Origin of the sequence: Phaeobacter sp. JH204B (assembly GCF_048055755.1) — a bacterium.
Lineage (GTDB): Bacteria > Pseudomonadota > Alphaproteobacteria > Rhodobacterales > Rhodobacteraceae > Phaeobacter > Phaeobacter bryozoorum.
This window is the reverse complement of record NZ_JAYMXF010000024.1, coordinates 87,624-109,085: the sequence shown is the minus strand read 5'-3', so window position 1 is coordinate 109,085 and position 21,462 is coordinate 87,624. Positions and strand designations below refer to the sequence as shown.

21 protein-coding genes are annotated in these 21,462 nt (G+C 60.6%); 5 read left to right on the top strand and 16 right to left on the bottom strand.

The annotated features are described in order from the left end of the window. Positions 1-51: 51 nt before the first annotated feature. The 3 genes from smpB to VXL81_RS13660 all read right to left on the bottom strand — a co-directional run bounded on the left by smpB (position 52) and on the right by VXL81_RS13660 (position 2,214). On the bottom strand, positions 52-528 hold the full coding sequence (gene smpB, locus VXL81_RS13670; RefSeq protein ID WP_340546776.1) for an SsrA-binding protein SmpB: 477 nt from the start codon (positions 526-528) through the stop codon (positions 52-54). Between the two features lie 81 nt (positions 529-609). Then, a complete protein-coding gene (locus VXL81_RS13665) occupies positions 610-1,473 on the bottom strand; it encodes a DMT family transporter (protein ID WP_416554725.1) in 864 nt (287 codons plus the stop codon). A 180-nt stretch (positions 1,474-1,653) separates the two neighbouring features. Then, positions 1,654-2,214: a helix-turn-helix domain-containing protein gene (locus VXL81_RS13660; protein WP_416535285.1), complete on the bottom strand. Its 561-nt coding sequence runs from the start codon at positions 2,212-2,214 to the stop codon at positions 1,654-1,656. 150 nt (positions 2,215-2,364) lie between these two features. Between VXL81_RS13660 and VXL81_RS13655 the strand changes: the two genes are divergently transcribed. The 3 genes from VXL81_RS13655 (at position 2,365) to VXL81_RS13645 (ending at position 5,141) form a co-directional block, all read left to right on the top strand. Further along, on the top strand, positions 2,365-2,634 hold the full coding sequence (locus VXL81_RS13655) for a benzoate/H(+) symporter BenE family transporter (protein WP_416554723.1): 270 nt from the start codon (positions 2,365-2,367) through the stop codon (positions 2,632-2,634). A gap of 79 nt (positions 2,635-2,713) precedes the next feature. Further along, positions 2,714-4,558 (top strand): dihydroxy-acid dehydratase, encoded by a 1,845-nt coding sequence (ilvD, locus tag VXL81_RS13650; RefSeq protein ID WP_416554721.1) that lies wholly within the window; start codon positions 2,714-2,716, stop codon positions 4,556-4,558. A 115-nt stretch (positions 4,559-4,673) separates the two neighbouring features. Continuing rightward, a complete protein-coding gene (locus VXL81_RS13645; protein WP_416554719.1) occupies positions 4,674-5,141 on the top strand; it encodes an NUDIX hydrolase in 468 nt (155 codons plus the stop codon). Between the two features lie 130 nt (positions 5,142-5,271). Here VXL81_RS13645 and VXL81_RS13640 read toward each other — a convergent pair whose 3' ends face one another. Further along, complete coding sequence (locus VXL81_RS13640; RefSeq protein WP_416545252.1) at positions 5,272-6,090, bottom strand: sulfotransferase family protein; 819 nt, start codon at positions 6,088-6,090, stop codon at positions 5,272-5,274. 141 nt (positions 6,091-6,231) lie between these two features. On the opposite strand from VXL81_RS13640, the gene VXL81_RS13635 reads away from it, so the two are divergent. Next, on the top strand, positions 6,232-7,809 hold the full coding sequence (locus tag VXL81_RS13635) for a DUF5928 domain-containing protein (RefSeq protein WP_416554717.1): 1,578 nt from the start codon (positions 6,232-6,234) through the stop codon (positions 7,807-7,809). A 45-nt stretch (positions 7,810-7,854) separates the two neighbouring features. Here the strand turns inward: VXL81_RS13635 and VXL81_RS13630 are convergent, their stop codons facing one another. The 12 genes from VXL81_RS13630 to VXL81_RS13575 all read right to left on the bottom strand — a co-directional run bounded on the left by VXL81_RS13630 (position 7,855) and on the right by VXL81_RS13575 (position 19,773). After that, positions 7,855-8,502: a DUF1523 family protein gene (locus VXL81_RS13630; RefSeq protein ID WP_340546769.1), complete on the bottom strand. Its 648-nt coding sequence runs from the start codon at positions 8,500-8,502 to the stop codon at positions 7,855-7,857. 8 nt (positions 8,503-8,510) lie between these two features. Continuing rightward, entirely contained in the window at positions 8,511-8,777 is a 267-nt protein-coding gene (locus VXL81_RS13625; RefSeq protein WP_416535291.1) for a hypothetical protein, read from the bottom strand. Next, entirely contained in the window at positions 8,777-10,174 is a 1,398-nt protein-coding gene (locus VXL81_RS13620) for a DUF6638 family protein (RefSeq protein WP_416554715.1), read from the bottom strand. Before VXL81_RS13620 ends, VXL81_RS13625 begins: the two co-directional genes overlap by 1 nt. Next, positions 10,171-10,959: a hypothetical protein gene (locus VXL81_RS13615; RefSeq protein WP_416554713.1), complete on the bottom strand. Its 789-nt coding sequence runs from the start codon at positions 10,957-10,959 to the stop codon at positions 10,171-10,173. The genes VXL81_RS13620 and VXL81_RS13615 overlap by 4 nt, the downstream gene beginning before the upstream one ends. Beyond that, positions 10,956-12,893: an ATP-binding protein gene (locus VXL81_RS13610; RefSeq protein ID WP_416554711.1), complete on the bottom strand. Its 1,938-nt coding sequence runs from the start codon at positions 12,891-12,893 to the stop codon at positions 10,956-10,958. The genes VXL81_RS13615 and VXL81_RS13610 overlap by 4 nt, the downstream gene beginning before the upstream one ends. Positions 12,894-13,000: 107 nt before the next feature. Next, positions 13,001-14,122 carry a hypothetical protein gene (locus VXL81_RS13605; protein WP_416541184.1) on the bottom strand — a complete coding sequence of 374 codons (1,122 nt, stop codon included), beginning with the start codon at positions 14,120-14,122 and terminating at the stop codon, positions 13,001-13,003. A 147-nt stretch (positions 14,123-14,269) separates the two neighbouring features. Then, on the bottom strand, positions 14,270-14,464 hold the full coding sequence (locus VXL81_RS13600) for a hypothetical protein (protein WP_416554709.1): 195 nt from the start codon (positions 14,462-14,464) through the stop codon (positions 14,270-14,272). Between the two features lie 2 nt (positions 14,465-14,466). After that, the gene (locus VXL81_RS13595; RefSeq protein WP_340546763.1) at positions 14,467-15,549 is read right to left on the bottom strand and encodes a hypothetical protein; all 1,083 of its coding nucleotides are present in this window, start codon (positions 15,547-15,549) and stop codon (positions 14,467-14,469) included. Positions 15,550-15,769: 220 nt separating this feature from the next. Then, complete coding sequence (locus VXL81_RS13590) at positions 15,770-16,396, bottom strand: class I SAM-dependent methyltransferase (protein ID WP_340546762.1); 627 nt, start codon at positions 16,394-16,396, stop codon at positions 15,770-15,772. 18 nt (positions 16,397-16,414) lie between these two features. Continuing rightward, positions 16,415-17,167, bottom strand: coding sequence for a CDP-alcohol phosphatidyltransferase family protein (locus tag VXL81_RS13585; protein WP_260079953.1), 753 nt, complete (start codon positions 17,165-17,167; stop codon positions 16,415-16,417). 351 nt (positions 17,168-17,518) lie between these two features. After that, positions 17,519-18,727, bottom strand: a complete 1,209-nt coding sequence (locus VXL81_RS13580; protein ID WP_416554707.1) for an aminopeptidase P family protein — start codon at positions 18,725-18,727, stop codon at positions 17,519-17,521. A gap of 260 nt (positions 18,728-18,987) precedes the next feature. After that, complete coding sequence (locus VXL81_RS13575; RefSeq protein ID WP_416541181.1) at positions 18,988-19,773, bottom strand: alpha/beta hydrolase; 786 nt, start codon at positions 19,771-19,773, stop codon at positions 18,988-18,990. Positions 19,774-19,975: 202 nt separating this feature from the next. Between VXL81_RS13575 and VXL81_RS13570 the strand changes: the two genes are divergently transcribed. After that, entirely contained in the window at positions 19,976-21,451 is a 1,476-nt protein-coding gene (locus tag VXL81_RS13570) for an NAD-dependent succinate-semialdehyde dehydrogenase (protein WP_416534586.1), read from the top strand. The last annotated feature ends 11 nt before the right edge of the window (positions 21,452-21,462 follow it).

The window sequence follows — 21,462 nt, the reverse complement described above, 5'->3', positions numbered from 1 at the left end:
GCGGCAGATCCAGACTTGGCCCTGTCCCACCGCAGCTGCAATGCGTCGCACTCAGCTGTGGTCTTTCAGCAGGCGTTGCTTCTGGCGCGACCAATCGCGTTTGGCCTCGGTCTCGCGCTTGTCGTGGTTCTTCTTGCCCTTGGCGATGCCGATCTTCACCTTAGCCAGACCGCGATGGTTGAAATACATCACCAGCGGCACCAAGGTCATCCCCTTGCGCTGGGTTGCATTCCAAAGGTTCGACAACTCCTTGCGCGACACCAGCAGCTTGCGGCGACGACGCTCCTCATGCTTGAACATCTTCGCCTGCTCGTAAGGCGCGATATAGGAGTTCACCAACCAGAGTTCGCCATCATCCACCGTCGCGTAGCTCTCGGCGATATTGGTACCGCCGGCGCGCAGGGATTTGACCTCGGATCCTTCCAGCAGGATCCCGCATTCCAGATCGTCCTCAATCGCATAGTCAAACCGCGCGCGGCGGTTCTCTGCGATCACTTTGTAATTCGGGTCTGATTTTTGCTTGGCCATGGGCGCAGATGTAAGCTGCCGGGGGGAGAGGTGCAAGATGGTGATGCAGCGGAGGATTGGCCCCCGCCCCACCGACCGGTTTCAGGTAGGCTGACGGCGACGGCTGCGCATCAGGGTAAAGCCGCCACTGATCACGATGACCGCGCTGCCCATCAGGGTCCAGAGGTCGGGGCGCTCGTGGAAGACCACCACCCCAAGCACCATGGCAAACACCAGCCGGGTGTAGCGGAAGGGAGCGATGACCGAAATCTCGCCGCTCCGCATGGCGCCGGTCAGGGCGTGATAGGCCACCACCCCCACCACGGTTGCAGCCACCAGACCGGCCCCGGTGGCGAGATCCGGCATCACCATCGGCGCGCCAAAGGGCTGCGCCAAGACCCCCGCGACGATCAGCATGGCAAATCCGACCAGCCCGAGATGCGCGTTCGACAGCCCGGCCGGAGCCGCGCGGGTGGCCAGATCGCGGCCTGCAAAGCCAAGCGTTCCCGCCACCGCAAAGAGCGAGGCCAGCTCAAACCCGCTGGCCCCCGGGCGCAGGATCATCAAGACGCCGACAAAACCCGCCGCAATCGCCAGCCAGCGGCGCAGGCCCACATGCTCGTTAAAGAAGACCACCGCGCCGGCAGCAACCACCAGCGGCGTCGCCTGCAGGATTGCGGAGGCCGAAGAAAGCGGCGTCAGCGCAATTGCCAGCGTGTAGCACAGCCGCCCTGCAACCTCGGCGACAGAGCGCAGCACAAGCGCGCGCGTGTAGAACACCGGGGTCCACAGGCGGTGCCCCTGTGCACGCGCCATGATGGCAAAGATCACCATGCCCCCGGCCCCGAACAGGATCAGGATCTGCCCGACCGGCAGGCTTCGGGCCGCGGATTTGATGAACATATCCTCCAGCGCAAAGGCGGCCATAGCGAGCACCATCAGGAGACTGCCGCGCAGAGTGTACATGGATCAGATCGCTTTCGTAATAAGGCCGGTGGAAAACTCTCCGGCAATAGGTCAATGGAAACAGGGGCAAGACGCGCGCACCCCGGAGGGTTTGGCGCCTCGTCATCAATGCCACCAGCATTAGGCATCCTCTGCCCCGGCGACAAGCCGCGCCGCTGCGGCCAATTGATCCGGCTGCCGCTAGCCGCGAGAGGCCACGCGGCGGTAGTGGTGCATGTTCAAGAACGCAGCACCGCTGTCGCCACAGCGATAGCCGTGTGGCTGATCCGCCGCAAAGCGCAGCCCCTGCCCGGTATCCAGCGCCACCCAATCGTCGCCCCGCAACACCTCCATCGCGCCCTCCAGCACGAAGACCTCTTCAGTCACGCCGCTGTCGTGGGGCTGGGACAGGTGGCATTGGCCGGGACGCAGGCTCACGTGAAAGGTCTCGGCCGCAAGCGCGGGATCAAAGGGAAACACCATCTTCACCGCGATCGAACCGGGAAACTGGACCGAGCGGAACACCCGCTCGCCGCTGGCGGCCAGATCCGGGGCTGCCGCCTCGCCGATCAGCGCGCTGAGCGGCAGATGAAACCCCTTGGCAATTTTCCACAGGGTGGCAATCGTCGGGCTTGATTCGCCGCGCTCGATCTGGCCCAGCATCGCCTTGCTGACGCCGGTGACCTCGGCAGCCCGTGACAGGCTTAGCCCTGCGCCCTGGCGAATGTCCCGCAAATTCAGAGTGATGCTATCTTCGCTCATGCCTGCTGCCCGTTGCTGGTCCGCCCGATGCGGATTGGTTCATGCCGCGCTTCAAAAACCTCTTGTGCGTTATAACGCACAAACGCTACTGTGCGCTATAACGCACAGCCCTGCGATCTCTAGCGGATCCGCCAGCTCAGGAAAACCAGGATGCTCAGCTCCTTGAAACTGTCGCATAGTGTTGCCGTGCTGCTGGGCTACACCGGATCTGTCGTGATCATCGCTCAGGCCAGCGGCGCCCCCGGCGCCAATCTGGCGCAGGCCGACAGCTGGATTCCGGTCTTGGTTATGGGCATGGGTGTGGGCATGGGGCTCAACAGCCTCGGCCTGTCGCTGATGTCCCGGATGCCGATCCTGACCGCCCGGTTCGCTACTCCGCCCCGCCAAAGCCTGCGAAAACCGGCAGAAACCACCAGATAATTACCGAAGACCGCCCCGACATGTTGCCTTTGTTGCGTAAATCGTGTCCCTGAGGGGCAAAGACAAGGGAACCAGCCAGATGCCAATGTACCGATCCAGAACTTCCACCCATGGCCGCAATATGGCGGGCGCACGCGGATTGTGGCGCGCCACAGGGATGAAGGACGATGATTTCGGCAAGCCGATTATCGCCATCGTCAACTCCTTTACCCAGTTCGTACCCGGCCACGTCCACCTCAAGGATCTGGGCCAGATGGTCGCCCGCGAGGTCGAGGCGGCCGGCGGCGTCGCCAAGGAGTTCAACACCATCGCGGTGGATGACGGTATCGCCATGGGCCATGACGGGATGCTCTACTCGCTGCCCTCGCGCGAGGTGATCGCGGATTCCGTCGAATATATGGTCAACGCCCATTGCGCCGACGCCATGGTCTGCATCTCCAACTGCGACAAGATCACTCCCGGCATGCTGATGGCAGCGATGCGGCTGAATATCCCGGCGATCTTCGTTTCCGGTGGACCGATGGAAGCGGGCAAGATCGACATTGCCGATCTCGACGCCAAGAAGATCGACCTCGTCGATGCGATGGTTGCGGCGGCCAACGAGAACCTCACCGATGAGCAGGTGCAGCATATCGAGGAAAACGCCTGCCCCACCTGCGGCTCCTGCTCCGGGATGTTCACCGCCAACTCGATGAACTGTCTGGCCGAGGCGCTGGGTCTGGCGCTGCCGGGCAATGGCTCGACACTGGCCACCCACGCCGACCGCAAACACCTGTTCCTTGAGGCGGGCCGCAAGATCGTCGACATCACCAAGCGCCACTACGTGGGCGAGGAGAAAGGCCTGCTGCCGCGCGAAATCGCCACCTTTGATGCGTTTGAAAACGCCATGAGCCTCGATATCGCCATGGGCGGGTCGACCAATACGGTGCTGCACCTCTTGGCCATCGCCAATGAAGGCAAGGTCGATTTCACCATGACCGATATGGACCGCCTGTCGCGCAAGGTGCCGTGCCTGTGCAAGGTCGCACCGAACACCGAAAACGTTCATATGGAAGACGTCCACCGCGCCGGTGGCATCTTCTCCATCCTGGGTGAACTCAGCCGCGCGGGACTGTTGCATGACCATTGCGCCACCGTCCACTCCAGCTCCATGGGCGAGGCAATCGCCAAATGGGACATCAAGGTTGCCAACAACCCCGAGGCCGAAGAGCTGTTCAAGGCCGCCCCCGGCGGCGTGCGCACCACCGAAGCGTTTTCGCAGTCCAACCGCTACAAGGAGCTGGACACCGACCGTGCAGGCGGGGTGATCCGCTCCAAGGAACATGCCTTCAGCCAGGACGGCGGTCTGGCGGTGCTGTTTGGCAATATCGCCCGCGACGGCTGCATCGTGAAAACCGCAGGGGTGGATGAAAACATCCTGAAATTCACCGGTTCGGCCTATGTCTGCGAAAGTCAGGATCAGGCGGTGAACGACATCCTGACCGGCAAGGTCAAGGAAGGCGACGTGGTGGTGATCCGCTATGAGGGCCCGCGCGGCGGTCCGGGGATGCAGGAAATGCTCTACCCGACCTCCTATCTGAAATCAAAAGGGCTGGGCAAAGCCTGCGCGCTTCTGACCGACGGGCGTTTTTCCGGCGGCACCTCCGGGCTGTCGATCGGCCATGTCTCGCCTGAGGCAGCTGAAGGCGGCACCATCGGCCTGGTTCACCAGGGCGACACCATCGAGATCGACATCCCCAACCGCTCCATCCACCTGGCGGTCTCCGACGAGGAGCTGGCGACACGGCGCGCCGCCCAGGACGCAGCAGGCTGGAAACCGGTGAAGCCGCGCAAGCGCAAGGTCTCCACCGCGCTCAAGGCCTATGCCCTGCTGGCCACCTCCGCCGCAAAAGGCGCCGTGCGCGCCCTGCCCGACGACGAATAATCAGCGCTGTCAGTTAGTCGGCTTTTGAAGACCCCGGCATCTTGGATGTCGGGGCTTTTTCTTTCATAGAGATCCAGCCCTACTCGACCCACCGCGGCACCGCAGGAGATCCGACATGACCATTTGGCGCCCGGCCCAGTCCATTCGCGTGAAAACCATTGGTCTGCCCTGGCGCGATGGCCGTTTCCTCGCGGCGGAGGTGCCCGATGACAGCGGCCGGACCAAAGGCGTCCGCCCCTTGGGTGGCACCGTTGAATTTGGTGAAACCTGGCAACAGGCGCTGCGACGGGAGTTTCAGGAGGAGCTCGCTGTGGAAATCACCATCATCGGCGCGCCGGTGGTGCTGGAAAACATCTATCGGCACGAAGGCCAGACCGGCCATGAAATCATCTTCGCCGCGCAGATCACCTGGCCAGAGACCCGGCATCTGGCAGGCGATACGATTGAGTTCTACGAAGACAACGGCCTGAAATCTATTGCCAGATGGGTGCATCCCGATGCGCTGGAGACTGGCGGGATTGAGTTGTTTCCAACCGGATTGCAAGCCCAGCTGCAAGATCTGGGGTCCCCGACCCGCGCATAAGGCACAAAACCCCTCACCTTTCCCGAAATACTCCCGCCGGAGGCGCGCCGCGCCAGCGGCGCCACGCCCAACCGGGACAAGATCATGTCAATGATTGCAGCCCGGGCGGGAGCTGATGCTCGGGTGTGACCTACTCGCCCAGTTTGGCATGCACCTCATCGAGGTCGATCTCGCCGATGGGCATCTTGTTGGCGGGGTTTTCAAAATCGTATTTGAACACCTCGAAATCGCGCTTGTAGATCTCATAGACCAGATGCATCGACAGATCGTCAAAGTACTCCTCGACCGGATGCGCCCGCTTGGGACCGTGACCTTCGCTTTCGTTGAAGCGCGGGATCTGCGCCAGATCGACCCGATGCGGCGTCTCGATGGCGTCCAGTACATCCTGCATGCCCTCATTGAAGGCTTCGGTCCAGATCACCTTGTCGTAGCGCCCGCCGTTGCAGATGAAGGTGGAAACATGGCCCGAGGTTGCGGACCAGTGGATATCGGGATCCATCGGGCGGCGAAACTTCACCGTGTCGCGGACAAACAGCAGGAAACGGCGAAAGCTCTTGATCTGGTCAAAGGGCTGCTTGCCATCGTCACCGCCCACTTCGATCCCGTAGTCATAGGTGAGCCGCGGCACCAGATTGCCCCGGTAGCGTTTGCCATTGCGCTGGATGCCGCAAATCTTGTCGAAGAAGGAACTCAGCACGCGCGTGTAAGGGTTGCGCACGCAGGTGAACGCATAGGATTTCTGCGACTGCACATTGCCGGTAATCAGCGGCTGGCTGTCCGGCAGAGCCCATTTATGCAGCCCGCTGGTGGCATCATGGATATCGCCATCGAAGAACCGGCCATGATCTGAGTAATACATGATCTGACCAATGGTCGAGCAGGCACATTTGGGCACCACGCGGTAGACCACGCTTTCGCTCTCTGTCATCCAAGTGCCCGGAAATCCCATTCTTGCTCTCCCAGTCCGATGCGCTGCAATAGGCGCCATCTGCCAGCCTAGTCGTTAAAAGCTAAATAATGCGGTTTATTCAGTGAGAATTCGTCAGTATCAAGGAAACAATCAATCAAAATAAGACCCCGGGGCGTCGTCATGGCAAAAATCGCATATGTTCTGCTGTGCCATAAGGACCCAGAGGCGATTATCCAGCAGGCAGAGCAACTGACTGCCGCCGGGGATTACATGGCGATCCACTTCGATGGCCGGTCTCCTGCGCGTGATTTCCAGCAAATCCGAGCCGCGCTGAAGGACAACCCGAATGTCTGCTTTGCCCGCAAGCGGGTCAAATGCGGCTGGGGCGAATGGTCTCTGGTTCAGGCGACGCTCCACGCGCTTGAAAGCGCCGTCGCCACCTTCCCTCGGGCGACGCATTTCTACATGGTGTCCGGCGACTGCATGGCGATCAAGACGGCCGAATACGCGCGCCAGCTGCTGGACGCGCAGGATTGCGATTACATCGAGAGCTTCGATTTTTTTGAAAGCGACTGGATCAAGACCGGCATGAAGGAAGACCGGCTGATCTATCGCCATATCTTCAACGAACGCAGGAACAAACGCCTCTTTGATCTGAGCCACATGGTGCAGAAACGGCTGGGCCTGACGCGCGTCCTGCCCGAGGATATGCAGATCCAGATAGGCAGCCAGTGGTGGTGCCTGCGCCGCCGCACCGTGGAATGGATCCTGGCGTTCCTGAAGGACCGCCGCGATGTGCTGCGGTTCTTTCGCACCACCTGGATCCCGGATGAGACCTTCTTTCAGACCCTGGTGCGCCATCTGGTTCCCGCCAGGGAGATCGAGAGCCGCACGCTGACATTGCTGATGTTCTCTGACTACGGAATGCCGGTCCAGTTCTACAACGACCATTACGACATGCTAATGGGGCAGGATTTTCTCTTTGCCCGCAAGATCAGCCCCGAGGCACAGGAGCTGAAATCCCGGCTCGGCGCGCTTTATGCCGCACAGGGGGTTGAGTTTCAGATCTCCAACGAGGGTCGTAACCTCTATGAGTTTCTGACCAAACGCGGACGCAACGGGCTGCGCTTTGCCCCCCGTTTCTGGGAAACCGAAAGCACGCTCGGGCGCAACCGCGAATTGCTGATCATCACCTGCAAGAAATGGCATGTGGCCAAACGCCTGATCGAGCGGCTGCGTGAGGTCAGCAACATCCCGGCGCTCGCCTATCTGTTTGACGAAGAAGGCACCGAGATGCCCGACCTCGGCGGTATCGAGGCGACGTTATGGAAACGCACCCGCCACCGCCGCGCGCTGGTTCGGATGCTGTTTGACTATTATGAGACCGACCGGCTGGTGATCTGCCTTGACCCTTCGGCATTGGAGCTGATGCAGGATTTCTGCGCGGACCGGGCCGTGACACGTCTGCTACAGATCGAATGCAACCTGAGCGACGATTATCTCACCGGTCATGCCGAACGCATTGGTCTGGCCGGTCAACAAACCTCAGCCGCCGCACTGGAGCGGCTGCTGCCGACGATCCGCAACGATATCCAGCATGAATCCGACCGCATCCGCGATGTGGGATTTGATCACCTCAGCCTGATCCGCGAAAGCGACAGTGACGAGCAGATCGCCGAACAGCTGATGCCGTTTCTGGCGCTGGACCATGACGCCGCATTGAGCCTTGCCCGGACCGAGCACCTGTTCTCTGACTAGGGGGCCATCTGGGGCTGCGCAGTCGGCGGCCCCGCTTGTCCTGCGCTATTTCTGCTTCCAGCTGTCCAGCCAGCGGCGCAACCGGCCACGGCGTTCCGACAGCGCATCGCCGGCAGCATAAAGGCTGTCTTCGACATTCTCGACCATCGGGTCGATGCGCGCCCGGCGGAAACGGCGCCAGCGCACATATATCGCCCAGACCACCGCTGCCAGCAGCGTGAGGAAGATGATGTTGAACCAGTTCACCTGGGTATGATCCGGGCCGTCAACCGGTTTGACCGCAACCGCGTTGGGAAAGATCGACAGGAATTCATTGCGCCAGCCATAGTGGCGGACCAGCACCCACTGCGGGTCTGATTTGGTGGACGCGAGATCGGTCAGCTCGGCCTGAAGATTGGAGCTGTCCAGCTTGAAATACGGCGGCCAGCCCCAGCCGGTGTCCTCGTTGCGATAGACGATGGGGCGACCATTGGGAAAGAAAGCCTCGACAAAGCGCACGTCGCGGTTGACGCTGGTCGCGCTTTCCTGCGCGGTATCCTGCTGCGCCCAGAAGATCGAGTTTTCACCAAAATCGACCCGGCGGACCTCGGTCTTGACCACGCGCACCACGTCGTTCTGCGGCAGCGTGTAATGCAGAAAGGCCCCCGCCAGCAGCCAGAAGGTGAGAATGAACACCCATTTTACGTAACGCATCAGCGACCTCACATGAAATTCATGACATAAACCAGAAGCGCAATGGCCCCCAGCGGCACGATATAGACCAGCAGGATCAGCCTGCGCCGCAGCGAGCGATCATATTGGTGCAGCCCGCGCTGGATGAAGGCGGAACGGTCTCCGGTCAACCCCTTCTCGGTCCAGCGGCGTTTCAGCTTGGCCCGACGTACCTCGCGCGAGTAGAGCGACACCAGGGCATAGATCACCGTCAGCACCACAAGAAGGATCGCCATCAGGCGAATGAAGGCAAACATCAGCGCCGCCCCCGCGTGTTGCCCCGGCGACCTACCGCCCCCCAGGGGCCGACCCGCTCGACCAGACGATCCGGGGAAGGCGCCTGCTCGGCCCCCCGACGGCGGGCTTCAATCGCAGGGCTGCGACCGCTCATATCCGGCTCATGGCCAAAGAGAGCAGCCCGCGCGCCGGCCTTGTCCACGGCATATTCCCGCGCAAGGAAGGTCACGACGTGATCCTTCTTGTTCTCTGGCCAGCCGCGATACTGCTGATAGAACGCCTCCTTGTGGCAGATGAACAGCTGGCGGAAATCCAGCGGGGTCAGCTCTGCCAGCAGCATGTTGACCAGATCGCGATCCGGCGTATTGGTTGCCCGCAGGCAATAGAAATAGGCGGGATGGTCCGATTTGATCTGGGGCCATGCGCCGCCGCTATCTGCCCAGCGGACCATGGCCGCCATACCCTCGAACTCCGCCGGCAGATCACTGGCGTGACGCGCTGCCAGCCGCCGCAGATCGCTGCGCGACAGGCCGGAGAGGTCCATGCCCTTATCCGCCAGAACACTGATCGCCAGAAATCCCATCTTCTGGCGCAGGATGGCCGCGCCATCGACACCGCGTGCACGGATGATCGGCTCCACCAGCCCGTTCAGCTCCAGAAACTTGGCAATGGCGTTCTTCTGGCCAAGGTCGAACACATGGTCCAGCGGCACGCCCTCGGGCTTGGCGCCGCTGGCGATCACCGCCGGGTGCTCCACCTTCTGAAACACGTAAAGCCCGCCGAAATGCGCGGTCCAGAAATTCTGCTGCTCAAACACCTCATGCTTCAGCCGCACCGGGTTGCGGGTGACATCGCCGGTTTTTTCCGCCGTCTCGATCATCTCGGCGATCAGCGCGTCATCGAACCAGCCGTCTTCCTCACTCTTGAACCGCTCCACCAGCTCCGCCAGCCGATCCGCCTGCCGCAGCGTGGCCCGCGTGGTGTCGGCCTCGATCCGCACCTGACGGATATCGAACAATTTGGCCGGGGTCGTGACCTCGAAGACCGAATTCACCAGCTCGCCCGCCACCGCATCCGTGGCCGTCAGTGCAAAAAGCTGGCTTTCATTGGCGGCAATGAACCGGCGCAGAATGTCCCGGCTGGTGGAGAATTTCACATTCAGGAGCGGGCAGCGCTTCTGTTCGGTGCTGAGCAGGATGAACTGCCGGTTGACGCCCGCGTGGTTCAGATAGTGATCATCCCCCAGCTCATCGCCCACCTCCGGCGAGTAGCCAGAGATATCGACGTGGAAATCCGTCAGAGCCGTGGTCTTGCCGGTCAGATGCGTCAGCGCGCGGTTATAGCGCTCCACCAGCGCCGGCGAGGCCACTTGGAAGAGATTGCCGAACATCAGACCGTTTTGGATGAGGCGTTTCATTGGGCGGCCTCACTTTGGACGGAAGCAAAGAGGGGAACGTTGAAGTCCTTCAACTCACCAACTTTATTTGGATCAACCCAATAGCTTCGCTTTTTCGCAATCCGCCCCGAAAGGTAAGGCCGGATTAGCTCCCGAAAGAACAACATGTGACACTCTTTGACCCATTTTGTTGCGCGCTTATCCCAAGCAAATAGTGCGCTTACCAATTGAACCCTTTCCTCATCAGACTTTAAGCTCGAACCATGTCGGTTCATGCGACCAACAAACATTACCTCTTCACCGAAGGGAAAGAACGAATTTCCAGCTTGTTGGTGAACGTACATCGAAGCAATTGCGTTAGGGGCAACGAATCTGATGTTCTTCTTTGCAGCTTCGAAGGAATAATGCCCGGCGGCTTCATGGCGAACATTTCTTGCTAATGAGAAACTGGAATCCTCTTTAAGTTCCTTAAAATTGGATACAGCGGCTTCCACCGCACAAATAACAGATTGATGCTTCTCGCCTTTCCCTTCCACGATGCTCCGCATACACTCATAAAACTCGAATAGCTTCAACGTCCAATAGCGCAATGCACACGAGGTTTGGATAAATCCGGCTGCACTAATTGCTGTGTCCTTTTCTGGCGCATGCATTACAGCTAACAGCATTCGCGCTATAACATTCAGCTCCGAAACCGCGTAGCTGGAAATTGAAAACAACGCCACGGCATCTTCAGGCACATCTTCAAGATCTTTGAAAGATAACTGCAGCTCTCTAAAGTGCTGGATGGCCCACTTTTCGCTCACTCCTTCCCCTCCAGATACCGCCGCTTGGCCTCTTCCTGCCGCCCGAAATCACGCACCATGTTCTCAATCGCCACCTCATCCGACTTGTCAGCATAGCGGAACTCGCTGTCGGCGTAGCGGTTGATCTCCTGCACCACCATGTCGATGGTGATCGGCACCCGCAGCTCGGCAATCATCGCGGATTTGGTCTCGTAATCCTTGAACAGGAACAGCTCCGGATTCTCCATCCAGTCATCCGGCAGCTCGAAATCCATCGCCCGGACCTTGACCGCATCGGTGATGTTCTTGATGGCGCGGCCGGTAAACCGCTCATCGGCCTGCTGGATGGCCTTCAGATAGGTGCCCAGCTTGGCAAGGCTGTCCAATTCCCCGATCTGGTCATGCACCCGGCCAAAGACCTCCATCAGCCCCGGCTCCTGCGGGCGGTTGTGCGCCTCGAACGACCGTGCAACGGCCTGTTTGATCTCCTGCGCACCGTACAGATCGTGCTCGCCCAGCGGAATGCTGTGGTTCTTGCCCATCAGGAGGGTCAGGATGTCGATGTAATCCTCCCGCGTCTGCGGCCCGTCCACCAGAAACCGCGCGCCGGCCCGCTGGCGCAGGGCGTCATCCACATTTTCCGGGTAGTTGGAGAACATGCCAAAGGTGCAGTTGCCACGCACCACGGTATTGGCGCCGGCAAAGGCCTCCATGAACACCGCCGTCACCTCCTGCTGGCCCGCGCTGGACTGCCGGTCGCCGCGTTTCCCTGCGATCTGGTCGATGTCGTCGATGGTGCCAAAGCCGATGACATGCGGGTCGATCACATTCTGGATGAAGGATTTGGCGTTCTGCCCTGACTTGCCCTGATAGCTGTCGATATTGTCGATGCCAAAGTTCTGGTAGCGGAAGGCATAGCCCGCATTCTGGCAATACTCATGGATCAGACCGGCCATCATCTGAATGAGAGTGGTCTTGCCCGTCCCGGGCTTGCCATCCCCCATGAAGGTGAAGATGAAGCCACCCATCTCGGCAAAGGGGTTCAAACGGCGGTCGAAATCATAGGCCATCAGCATCTTGGAAAGCCTTAAGGCCTGGTACTTGGCGATATGGTTGCCGACCACCTCATGCGGCTTCTTGAACGCCATGGTGAGCGTTGTGGACTTTGCCTTCGCCGCCGGTTCAAAGCCGCTGATGGTCAGGTCATCCGCCTCCACCCGCCAGTCCGCAGCGGTGAACGCTTCAAGCCGCGGCGCGTTCTGGGCGCGCAAGGCCGCCTTTTCCATCAGCTGCTCGGCATAGGCGGCCGTGGCCGCAATCAGATGCGCATCATTGGGGGCATGCAGCGCCAGTTTCTGGTCCAGTTCCCACAGTGCCCCGTGCAGCGCCAGCGGCGCGTTATCCGTCAGCAGCTCCTCCGCCTCGCCCACCTCGGCCTGCGCCTCGGAGCCGTGCGGTGCCAGCAGATAGGCCGCGGCATTGGCAAACACATGCGCCGCAATCAGCGCCTCGGCGGCCAGCAGTTCGGTGAACTCCCCCTTGCGCGCCGCGTCCAAAGAACCGGCCAGATTGGCCCGCTTCAGATCCGCCAATCCGGACACATCCGCATAGGCCTCCCCCATCGCCAGGGAGACCGCCAGCGCCCGGCGCAAGGCATGCTGCAGGGTCGCCTGAAGCGGCGAGGTCAGCGGATCATCGTCATCCGCCGCCTCGATGCGGGCAATCAGATGCACACCCTCAGGGCGCGCGGTGGAGCGTGTGACCAGCCCCGGCGTGGTGGAGCGGAAACGCCGACGCGTGCCAATCCCGGCTGAGCGCTCCGGCGCCTTGCCCTCGATCGCAGGCTTGGCAATGCGCGGGGTGTGGTCAAACCCCTCCAGCATCGCCGCAGCCGCCGCGTAGTGCTTGCGGATATCCTCTTCCCGCAGTTCCATCTGGTTGCCTGAAATGCTCATCTCACCCTCTCAATCCGTCGCTTGCGGGCCTAAAATCCAACCCGCGCTTCTTCTGGCCATAAAATATCCCCGCCGGAGGCTCCCGCACTCACGGCTCGCGCAGCCGCTCAATACCGCAGCACCTGCCCAGTGTCGCTCACCACAAACTTCTGCACGTCGGCAAATCCCGGCGGATCCAGCTCTGCCAGCACCTGGAACGGGCGCTGCGGCAGTATGATCGCGCGCTGGGTGCGGGTCGCGCCGGTATCCGCGCCGCGGCCGCCAAAGGGGTCAAGCGCAAAGATCTGCCGCTCCACGGTGCCGAACCAGCCGGCGCGCTCCTCGCGCACGTCTTCGCTCTCCAATTCCTCCAGCGTCCAGGCCAAGGCCCAGTCCTGGCCCGCTGGGGCCTCCGCCTCCTCCAGCACCCGGTGCAGCGGGCCGGACTGATCGGTATAGGCGGAGGAATACATCGGCCCGACGTGGTAGCGGCGCAGATGCTTGGGGTGGAGGTCGTCGAAATCCTCATCAAACCCCTTGGCAATGGTCACCAGCTTCAGCCCCGCCAAGGCCTGCGCCATCAGATGCGCCTGCACCTCGGGCCAGCGCCGTTCGTCCTTCGGCAGGGCCACCTTGCCGCTGTCCTCCAGCTCCATCAGGTAGATCACCGGCAGGTTCACCTGGCTGTCGTAGGCTGCCCAATGCAAGAGGAAGCGCCGACGGCGCGGGCCAAGGTTTTCCAGCCATTCGCAGACCGGATCATTTTGGGTCCAGAACAGCTGCCCCTTCATGAGCTCCTGATAATAAAGCCGTTGCGACAGAGCGAATTGCAGTTTTGATGGCGTTGTGCGCTCCGAGATGATGGTGCGCACCATATCGTCCTTCAGCTGCGCCTCACTGGCCATATTGGCCAGGTGCCGCTCCGCCTGCTGGGCGTCATTGGCCATGGTCATCAACTCGGCGGCGACGGGAAATCCGCTGTCGCGCTTGTCCATCGCCAGGCTACCAAAAAAGCGGCCCGTGTCGCGCCCCGCCATCAGGTATTTCATCGACAGCGCGCGGAAGGTGAAGTTCAGCCGCATCAGGTAGGCGGTCAGCACCTTCACATCGGATTTCGACAGCCGCCCCTCCGCCTGCATCGCTGCCGACACCCGGGTTAGGTGCCGGATGATGGTCTCGAACTTCTTGAAATACCGGCGCGAGGCGAAGGTATCACTGAGGCCGGCGTGATCATGCGAGGGATCGGTCATGACAACCCTTCGGGATGCACAGCAGCCCAGATTGCGCCCGACCCGCCCCCCAGAGCGGGCGCGGAGTACGCCCACCCTCGGGCCGGGCGTGACCCTCTGTTGAATTTTCTGAACATCTCAATTCCAATACTGAGTGACACCAAGTGCCTAGCCATCCCGCTCCTTACGCAGATCCCAGGCAAATGACGCAAACATCCCAGCCACTGCAACTAAAACCCAGCCCGCATAAGGGCCGCCAACAGCGAAGTAGAGAACAGCCAAAGTCCCAAAAATGACCGCCAGCACGCTCCACCAGAACCAATTCGGCGGCCACGGGACATTCAGGAACTCCAGCCAGTCCAAGCTCACCCCCCATACAGGTTCTTATCGTGCTTCTCGACAATCGCCGCGAACCGGCGGGCAAAGCGTTCATCGGCCTTGGCCTTCTTCTCCAGCACGTCGCGGGCGAACACCATGTTGTCCTCGTGGCTTTCCAGCATGTCGGCCATCTTCTGGTTGGTCGCAGTACCGATTGCGGCCATTGCGGTCTGGGCTTCCTTGTCGGTCTGCACGCCGATCTCGTTGATCCGGTGCGCCACATCCTGCTGCTGTGCGGTCTTCAGCGATTTGGTCAGCGCGTCATACAGCACCACCCGCTGCTGGGTGTCCGTCTGCAGCTTGTTGATCAGCACCATCTGCGTCGCCGCCTGGTTTTGCAGGGAGTCGACCCAGGTCTTGCCCTTCTCGATATAGCGCTCCAGCGTCTGGGATTTCGCCAGTTTTACCTGCTCGTCCTGCACCATCGCGTTGTATTTTGCGTTGATCTCCGCCAGCTCTGTCTCCAGCTTGGTGCGTGCCGCCGCGTCCTGCTCGACAGAGATTTTGTTCTCGAGCTCGATGATCTGCGGGTCCAGCGCCACAATCTCTGCACGCACGCCTTCCAGCTCCTGCACCGTCAACTCGCGGTCGTCCAGAGTGGCCGAGAGGTTCACCTGTACCTTCTCGCGCTGCTCTTCCAGAGTGGCCAGCTGGCCCTCCAAGAGTTTCACGATGACGTCGGATTTGGCGATCAGATCCTGAAGCTTGTCGTCGATACTGGCGGTGCGCATCCGCTCCTGGCGCATCGAGTCCGATTTGCCCTTGGAGAAGAAGCCGACAAAGCTCTCCCAGCCGGTTTTCGAGCGCATCTCGTCGAAATCTCTGGAGAAGGCTGTTGTCACATCGTCGAGGCCCATGATCAGCTCGGCGATATTGGCGTTCATCACCTCGGTGTGGGCGTGAACATCCTCCAGCGTCGCGTTTTCGATGTCGATGCTGGCATCCTCGCCCGCCTCGATCTTGCTACGCGCCACCTCGATGCGCGAGGTCAGCGCCTCGATCTTGGATTGCGACTCGCGCACCTTGTCCTGGGAGGCGCGTACCATCTCGTCAAATTGTGATTGGCTCATAAAGTGCCCTTTCTGCAATGTCTTATGTGTCATATGGGGAATGTGAACATAATTTACATCCCCCCGGATAAAGAAAACCCGACTGCCGTGCCGTCATCAGGCACCAGACATCAGGCCGGTTGGCGATAGTTTTGCAGAGCCACCCCGCAATGAAAAGACCGACCGGCTCCCCGATCGGTCTTTGCCGTCAGATGACGCCCCCACCGTGCGGCACGGCGGCTCAGACGGACTGAATTTTGGACAGCACCAGAAACGTCATCAGGCCAAAGGGCGGCAAGGGCTGATGATGCTCCACGGACAGATGATCTTCACCGAGGATCGTGTCGAGTTCAAAATCCGAATGCCAGCCCAGCACATTGGCAAAGGGCGCCGAAACCCGTTCAATGAAGGCCAGCACCCCCTGTTCGCGCAGAAAATGATTGGTGATGACAACCTTGCCCCCGGGCTTGAGGACACGGGCAATCTCGCCCATCACCTTCTCTGGATCGGGTACAACCGACAGGACATGCATGGCAGAAACGGTGTCGAAGGTGGCATCGGGGAAATCGAGCGCGCGCGCATCCATCTGGCGCAGTGCCTCGACATGATGCAGCTTGTTTTCGGCGACACGTTTTTTCGCCTTGCGCAGCATGTCTTCGCTGAAGTCGATACCGGTGACTTTCAGGTGGGATTTGTAGAGCGGCAGAGAGAGGCCGGTGCCAACGCCCACCTCCAGAACCCGACCGCTGCGATGTTCGTTGACGTACCCAACAGCGCGGCGGCGGCCGACATTGGTGATCGCCCCGAAGGTCTTGTCATAAACGGGCGCCCAACGGGCATACGACGTTTCAACAGCCTTTATATCCAATTCTCCACCCTTACTCTTTTATGCGCCGGTCTCCGGCGTTTTCCTCTTAACCAATCCCCAGGCCACCATCGCGGCATACCCAAGGCACAGGATCACCAACGTAATCCATGCGTAAATCAGGACGGCTGCCCCCGCAAAGGCAAAACCGACCAAGAAGTACTTCACGTTTTCGCGCGAAATTTTGACAGCCTTCAGCGACCAGGTTGGCACATGGCTGATCATAAGCAATCCAATGACAACCATGTGAAGGCAAATCAGAATGTCCGGGACCACCGGCGCGTCGGCGAAGGCAAATGAGATGAACATCGGCAGCATGGCCAGGAGCGCCCCCGCCGGAGATGGGACGCCTTCGAAATAGACGCTTTTTGCGGTGACTTTCTGCTCGGACTTGGTGGAGACATTAAAGCGCGCCAGACGCACCACGCAGCAGACCGAGAACACCAGCACCGCGAGCCAGCCGAGGCCGCGCATATCCTGCAATGCCCAATAGTAGATCACCAGCGGTGAGGCGACGCCGAAGTTGAGGAAATCCGCCAGCGAATCGAGCTCAGCGCCCATCTTGCTGTCGCTGCGCAGGATACGCGCCAGACGCCCGTCAAACCCGTCAAGGATCGCAGCCGCCAGGATCAGCTGAACCGCCAGCGTGTAATTGCCCTGCACCCCAAAGCGGATCGCAGACAGCCCCGCACAGATGGCCGCGATGGTCATCATGTTCGGCAACAGCTGGATCAGCGCATATTCGGATTTTCGCTTCTCCGGGGGGTGGTGCATGGCTGTGATATGTCCTTGTTCACGACCGGGATCCACCGCAGCCCCGCATAAGCCGGGAACCGGGCGTGATCGCTGGATCAGATGTCGCCTTAGCGCACATATGCCTCATGCCGGACGCCAGCGCAATCTTTGCGACACACCGGTCCGGTCTGACGGCAGGATCATCCGACACCCGCAGCGAAGACGCGCGGCACCCCGCCGCTCGCAGATCGGGGGAGACCTTCGAAAGTGCGATGTGGCACCGTGCCTTGCACGGTGCCACGCCCAACTGGGACGGCCTCCCTTCGGGAGGCGGGGAGCAGGCGGGAGCACTCGCCTGCCGACAATATTTCAGCCCATCCAGCGCCGGGGTCAGCCGACGACGTTGAACTCCGGCCCGTAGGGGTATTTGGTGATGTTCTCGTTGCCATCCTCGTGGATGATCAGGATGTCATGCTCACGGTAGCCGCCGGCGCCGGGCTGGCCGTCGGCGATGGTCAGCATCGGCTCCATAGAAATCACCATGCCCGGCTCCAGCACCGTGTCGATGTCCTCGCGCAGCTCCAGCCCGGCCTCGCGGCCATAGTAGTGCGACAGGACGCCGAACGAGTGACCATAGCCGAAGGTGCGGTATTGCAGCAGGTCCTGTTCCTCAAAGAAGGCATTGATCTGATGAGTGATCTCCGCACAGCTTGCCCCCGGTTTCAAGAGCGAGATGCCCAGCTCATGAGCCGCCACATTGGCCTCCCAGATGCGCAGCGAGTCGGCATCCACCTCCTTTACGAACATGGTCCGCTCCAGCGCCGTATAATATCCTGAAATCATCGGGAAAGTATTCAGGGAAAGGATATCTCCGCGCTGCAGGGTGCGACCGGTCACCGGGTTATGGGCGCCATCGGTGTTGATGCCGGACTGGAACCAGACCCAGGTATCGCGGTATTCGGCATCCGGGAAACGCTTGGCAATCTCCAGCTCCATCGCGTCACGGCCCGCCATCGCCACGTCAATCTCCCGCGCGCCTTCCCTGACCGCGTCGCGGATGGCAAAGCCGCCGACGTCCGCCACCGCAGCACCGGCCCGGATCATCTCCAGTTCAGCTGCGGATTTGCCCATCCGCTGGCGCATGGTCGGCTCATAAAGGTCCACCAGCTGTGACGGCTTCAGGAAGCCCTCCAGCTTGGCCTTCTGCAGCAGGGTCAGGTGGTCGCTCTCATAGCCGACCACCACGCCCTCGCCGCTTACCGACTTGATGGCACGCCAGAAATTGTCACGCTGCCAGTCGGTATAGGTGATGTTGTCGCAGAACGAACGGCGCCAGGGCTGGCCCGCGTCGATACCTGCCGAGATGGTCACGGCTTCGCTTGCGGTCACCACCAGACCGTAGGGGCGGCCAAAGGCGCAATAGGTGAAGCCAGAGTAGTAGGAGATGTTGTGCATCGAGGAGAAGACCGCGGCGGACACACCGGTGTCTGCCATGATCTTGCGCAGGCCTGCGATCCGCGTCTCATATTCGGAGACGGCAAATTGCAGCGGTGCCTTTTCACCATTGTGAAAACGATACATTTCAGGACGTGAAGTCATAGTCGACCCTTCCATCTTACAAGAAAGGTCCCGGCGTTCAGGACGTGTTTTTTGAGATCAATCATGGGCAATATGCTGTGCATGCGGCGACGCCATCGCCTTACCCGTAACACCACGATAGGCCGAGCGCCACCACGGCGCTGGTTCGAAATCACCAGCTATCGCCCAAAAGCGACCTCGACACGGGCTGCCGAAACGCCCCCTGGAAAGATAAGGGCCGCAAATTTCTGCGGCCCGGTTATCGCGATCTTTCGGATCGGCTACCTGGTCAGCAGCTTCACCAGATCGCTTTCAGGATCGGCCAGCGGTTCGACCACGTTGAAATGGTGCTTGCCAAAGGCGATCACGTGATCTGCGTCCCAGGCTTCGGTGAGCCAGACCGCCTGATCCAGAAACGCCGGGCGTTCTTCACCGCCAACCCAGACGGTGACCTCCGCCGGATAGCGGTCCTGCATATCCACCGGGCTTTCCGCCGCCGCACTGGCTGCCTCCATCTTGAACTTGTCGTTCATCGAGGTCCGCAGAAGCGGTCTCAGATCCGCAAGAGGCGAAATCGGCACAACCGTCTGGATGCGCTCCCCCACCTCGGCGGGCAGCAGCGCCCTGTCCAGCATCCGCGCCACCAGATGCCCCCCAGCCGAATGCCCGGCCAGCGAGATCGGGCCGGGCACCTCTGCTGCAATGGCCGTCACCGCCGCCGCAATCTGGCGGGTGATATCGGCAATGCGCACCTCGGGGCAGAGGTCATAAGAGGGCATGGCGACAGCGTAGCCATGGGCCAGCGCCCCGACCGCAAGATGGGACCAGCTGGATTTGTCAAAGGCGAGCCAATAGCCGCCATGGACAAAGACAAGGAGACCCCTGCTCTCTCCTTTCGGGAAGAACAGGTCATATTTCTGGCGTTCGCTGTCCCCATAGGAGACGTCAATACGCGACCGCTCCCGCATGGCGTTGCGGAAATCCTCGGCCGAGGCCGCCCAGCGTGGCGGATAGCTTTCAGCGTTCTCAATATAGGCCCCGTTGGAATATGCGTCGTCCAGTTCCATGCCGGACCTCCCCTTTTTTGGTATTTGCCCTACCTGACTACCTTGGGTCGGACATGTCAAACGGCCCACGGCAACCGGCGGCGCAATAGCGAGCCACATACCGCCGGTATATTTGATCAAATTCTGGACTCATCACTCTTTCTGGACATATCAAGTGACAGCTGATTTCCATTCCCAGCAAACGACATCCGGGAGGCAAGCCATGCTTGACGCGACTACAGATCTGAAATCCCTGCTCAAAGACCCCAGCCTGCTGGAAAGCCGGGCCTATATCGGCGGCCAGTTCGTTGATGGCGACGACGGCACCTTTGACGTGATCAACCCGGCCCGTGGCGATGTGATCGCGCAGGTGGCCGATGTCAGCCGCAGCCAGGTGGCAGGCGCCATCGCCCAGGCAGAGGCGGCGCAGAAGGACTGGGCCAAATGGACCGGTAAGGAGCGCGCGGGCGTGCTGCGCAAATGGTTCGACCTGATGATGGCAAACCAGGAGGATCTGGCGGTGATCCTGACCGCCGAGATGGGCAAGCCTCTGGCGGAATCGCGCGGCGAAATCGCCTATGGCGCATCGTTCATCGAGTTTTTCGCCGAGGAAGCCAAACGTATCTATGGCGAGACTATTCCGGGCCACCAGCGTGACAAGCGCATCACCGTTCTGAAACAGCCGATCGGCGTTGCAGCCTCGATCACGCCGTGGAATTTTCCCAATGCGATGATTACCCGCAAGGCGGGCCCGGCGCTGGCGGCTGGCTGCGCCTTTGTCTCCCGCCCCGCCGAGCTGACCCCGCTGTCGGCGACCGCTCTGGCGGTTCTGGCGGAGCGCGCCGGCATTCCTGCTGGTGTGTTCAATGTCGTCCCCTCCTCCAATGCGTCTGAGACCGGCAAGGAGTTCTGCGAGAACAAAGCCGTGCGCAAGCTGACCTTTACCGGCTCCACCGAGGTTGGTCGTATCCTGATGCGGCAGGCGGCAGATACCGTCATGAAATGTTCGATGGAACTGGGCGGCAACGCGCCATTTATCGTGTTTGACGACGCCGATCTCGACGCGGCTGTCGAAGGCGCGATCATGTGCAAATTCCGCAACAACGGCCAGACCTGTGTCTGTGCCAACCGGATCTACGTGCAGGCCGGTGTCTATGACGCCTTTGCTGCCAAGCTGAAGGAGGCCGTGGCCAAGATGACGGTTGGTGATGGCCTGAGTGAGGGCACACAGTTCGGGCCGCTGATCAACCAGAAAGCTGTTGAAAAAGTGCAGGCACATATTGCCGATGCCAAGGAGAAAGGCGCAGAGGTGATCCTGGGCGGCAATCCTTCTGAGCTGGGCGGCACCTTCTTTGAGCCGACGATCATCACCGGCGCCACACAGGATATGGTGTTCTCTCAGGACGAAACCTTTGGCCCGATGGCACCTCTGTTCAAATTCGAGACCGAGGACGACGTGATCGAGATGGCCAATGATACCATCTTTGGCCTTGCCTCCTATTTCTATGCCAAGGATCTGAGCCGGGTCTACAAGGTGGCCGAAGCGCTCGAATACGGGATTGTCGGCGTTAACACCGGCATCATCTCGACCGAGGTGGCGCCGTTTGGCGGCGTCAAGCAATCGGGACTGGGCCGAGAGGGCAGCCACCACGGCATCGAGGACTATCTGGAGATGAAATACATCTGCATGTCGGTCTGATCCGCAACATA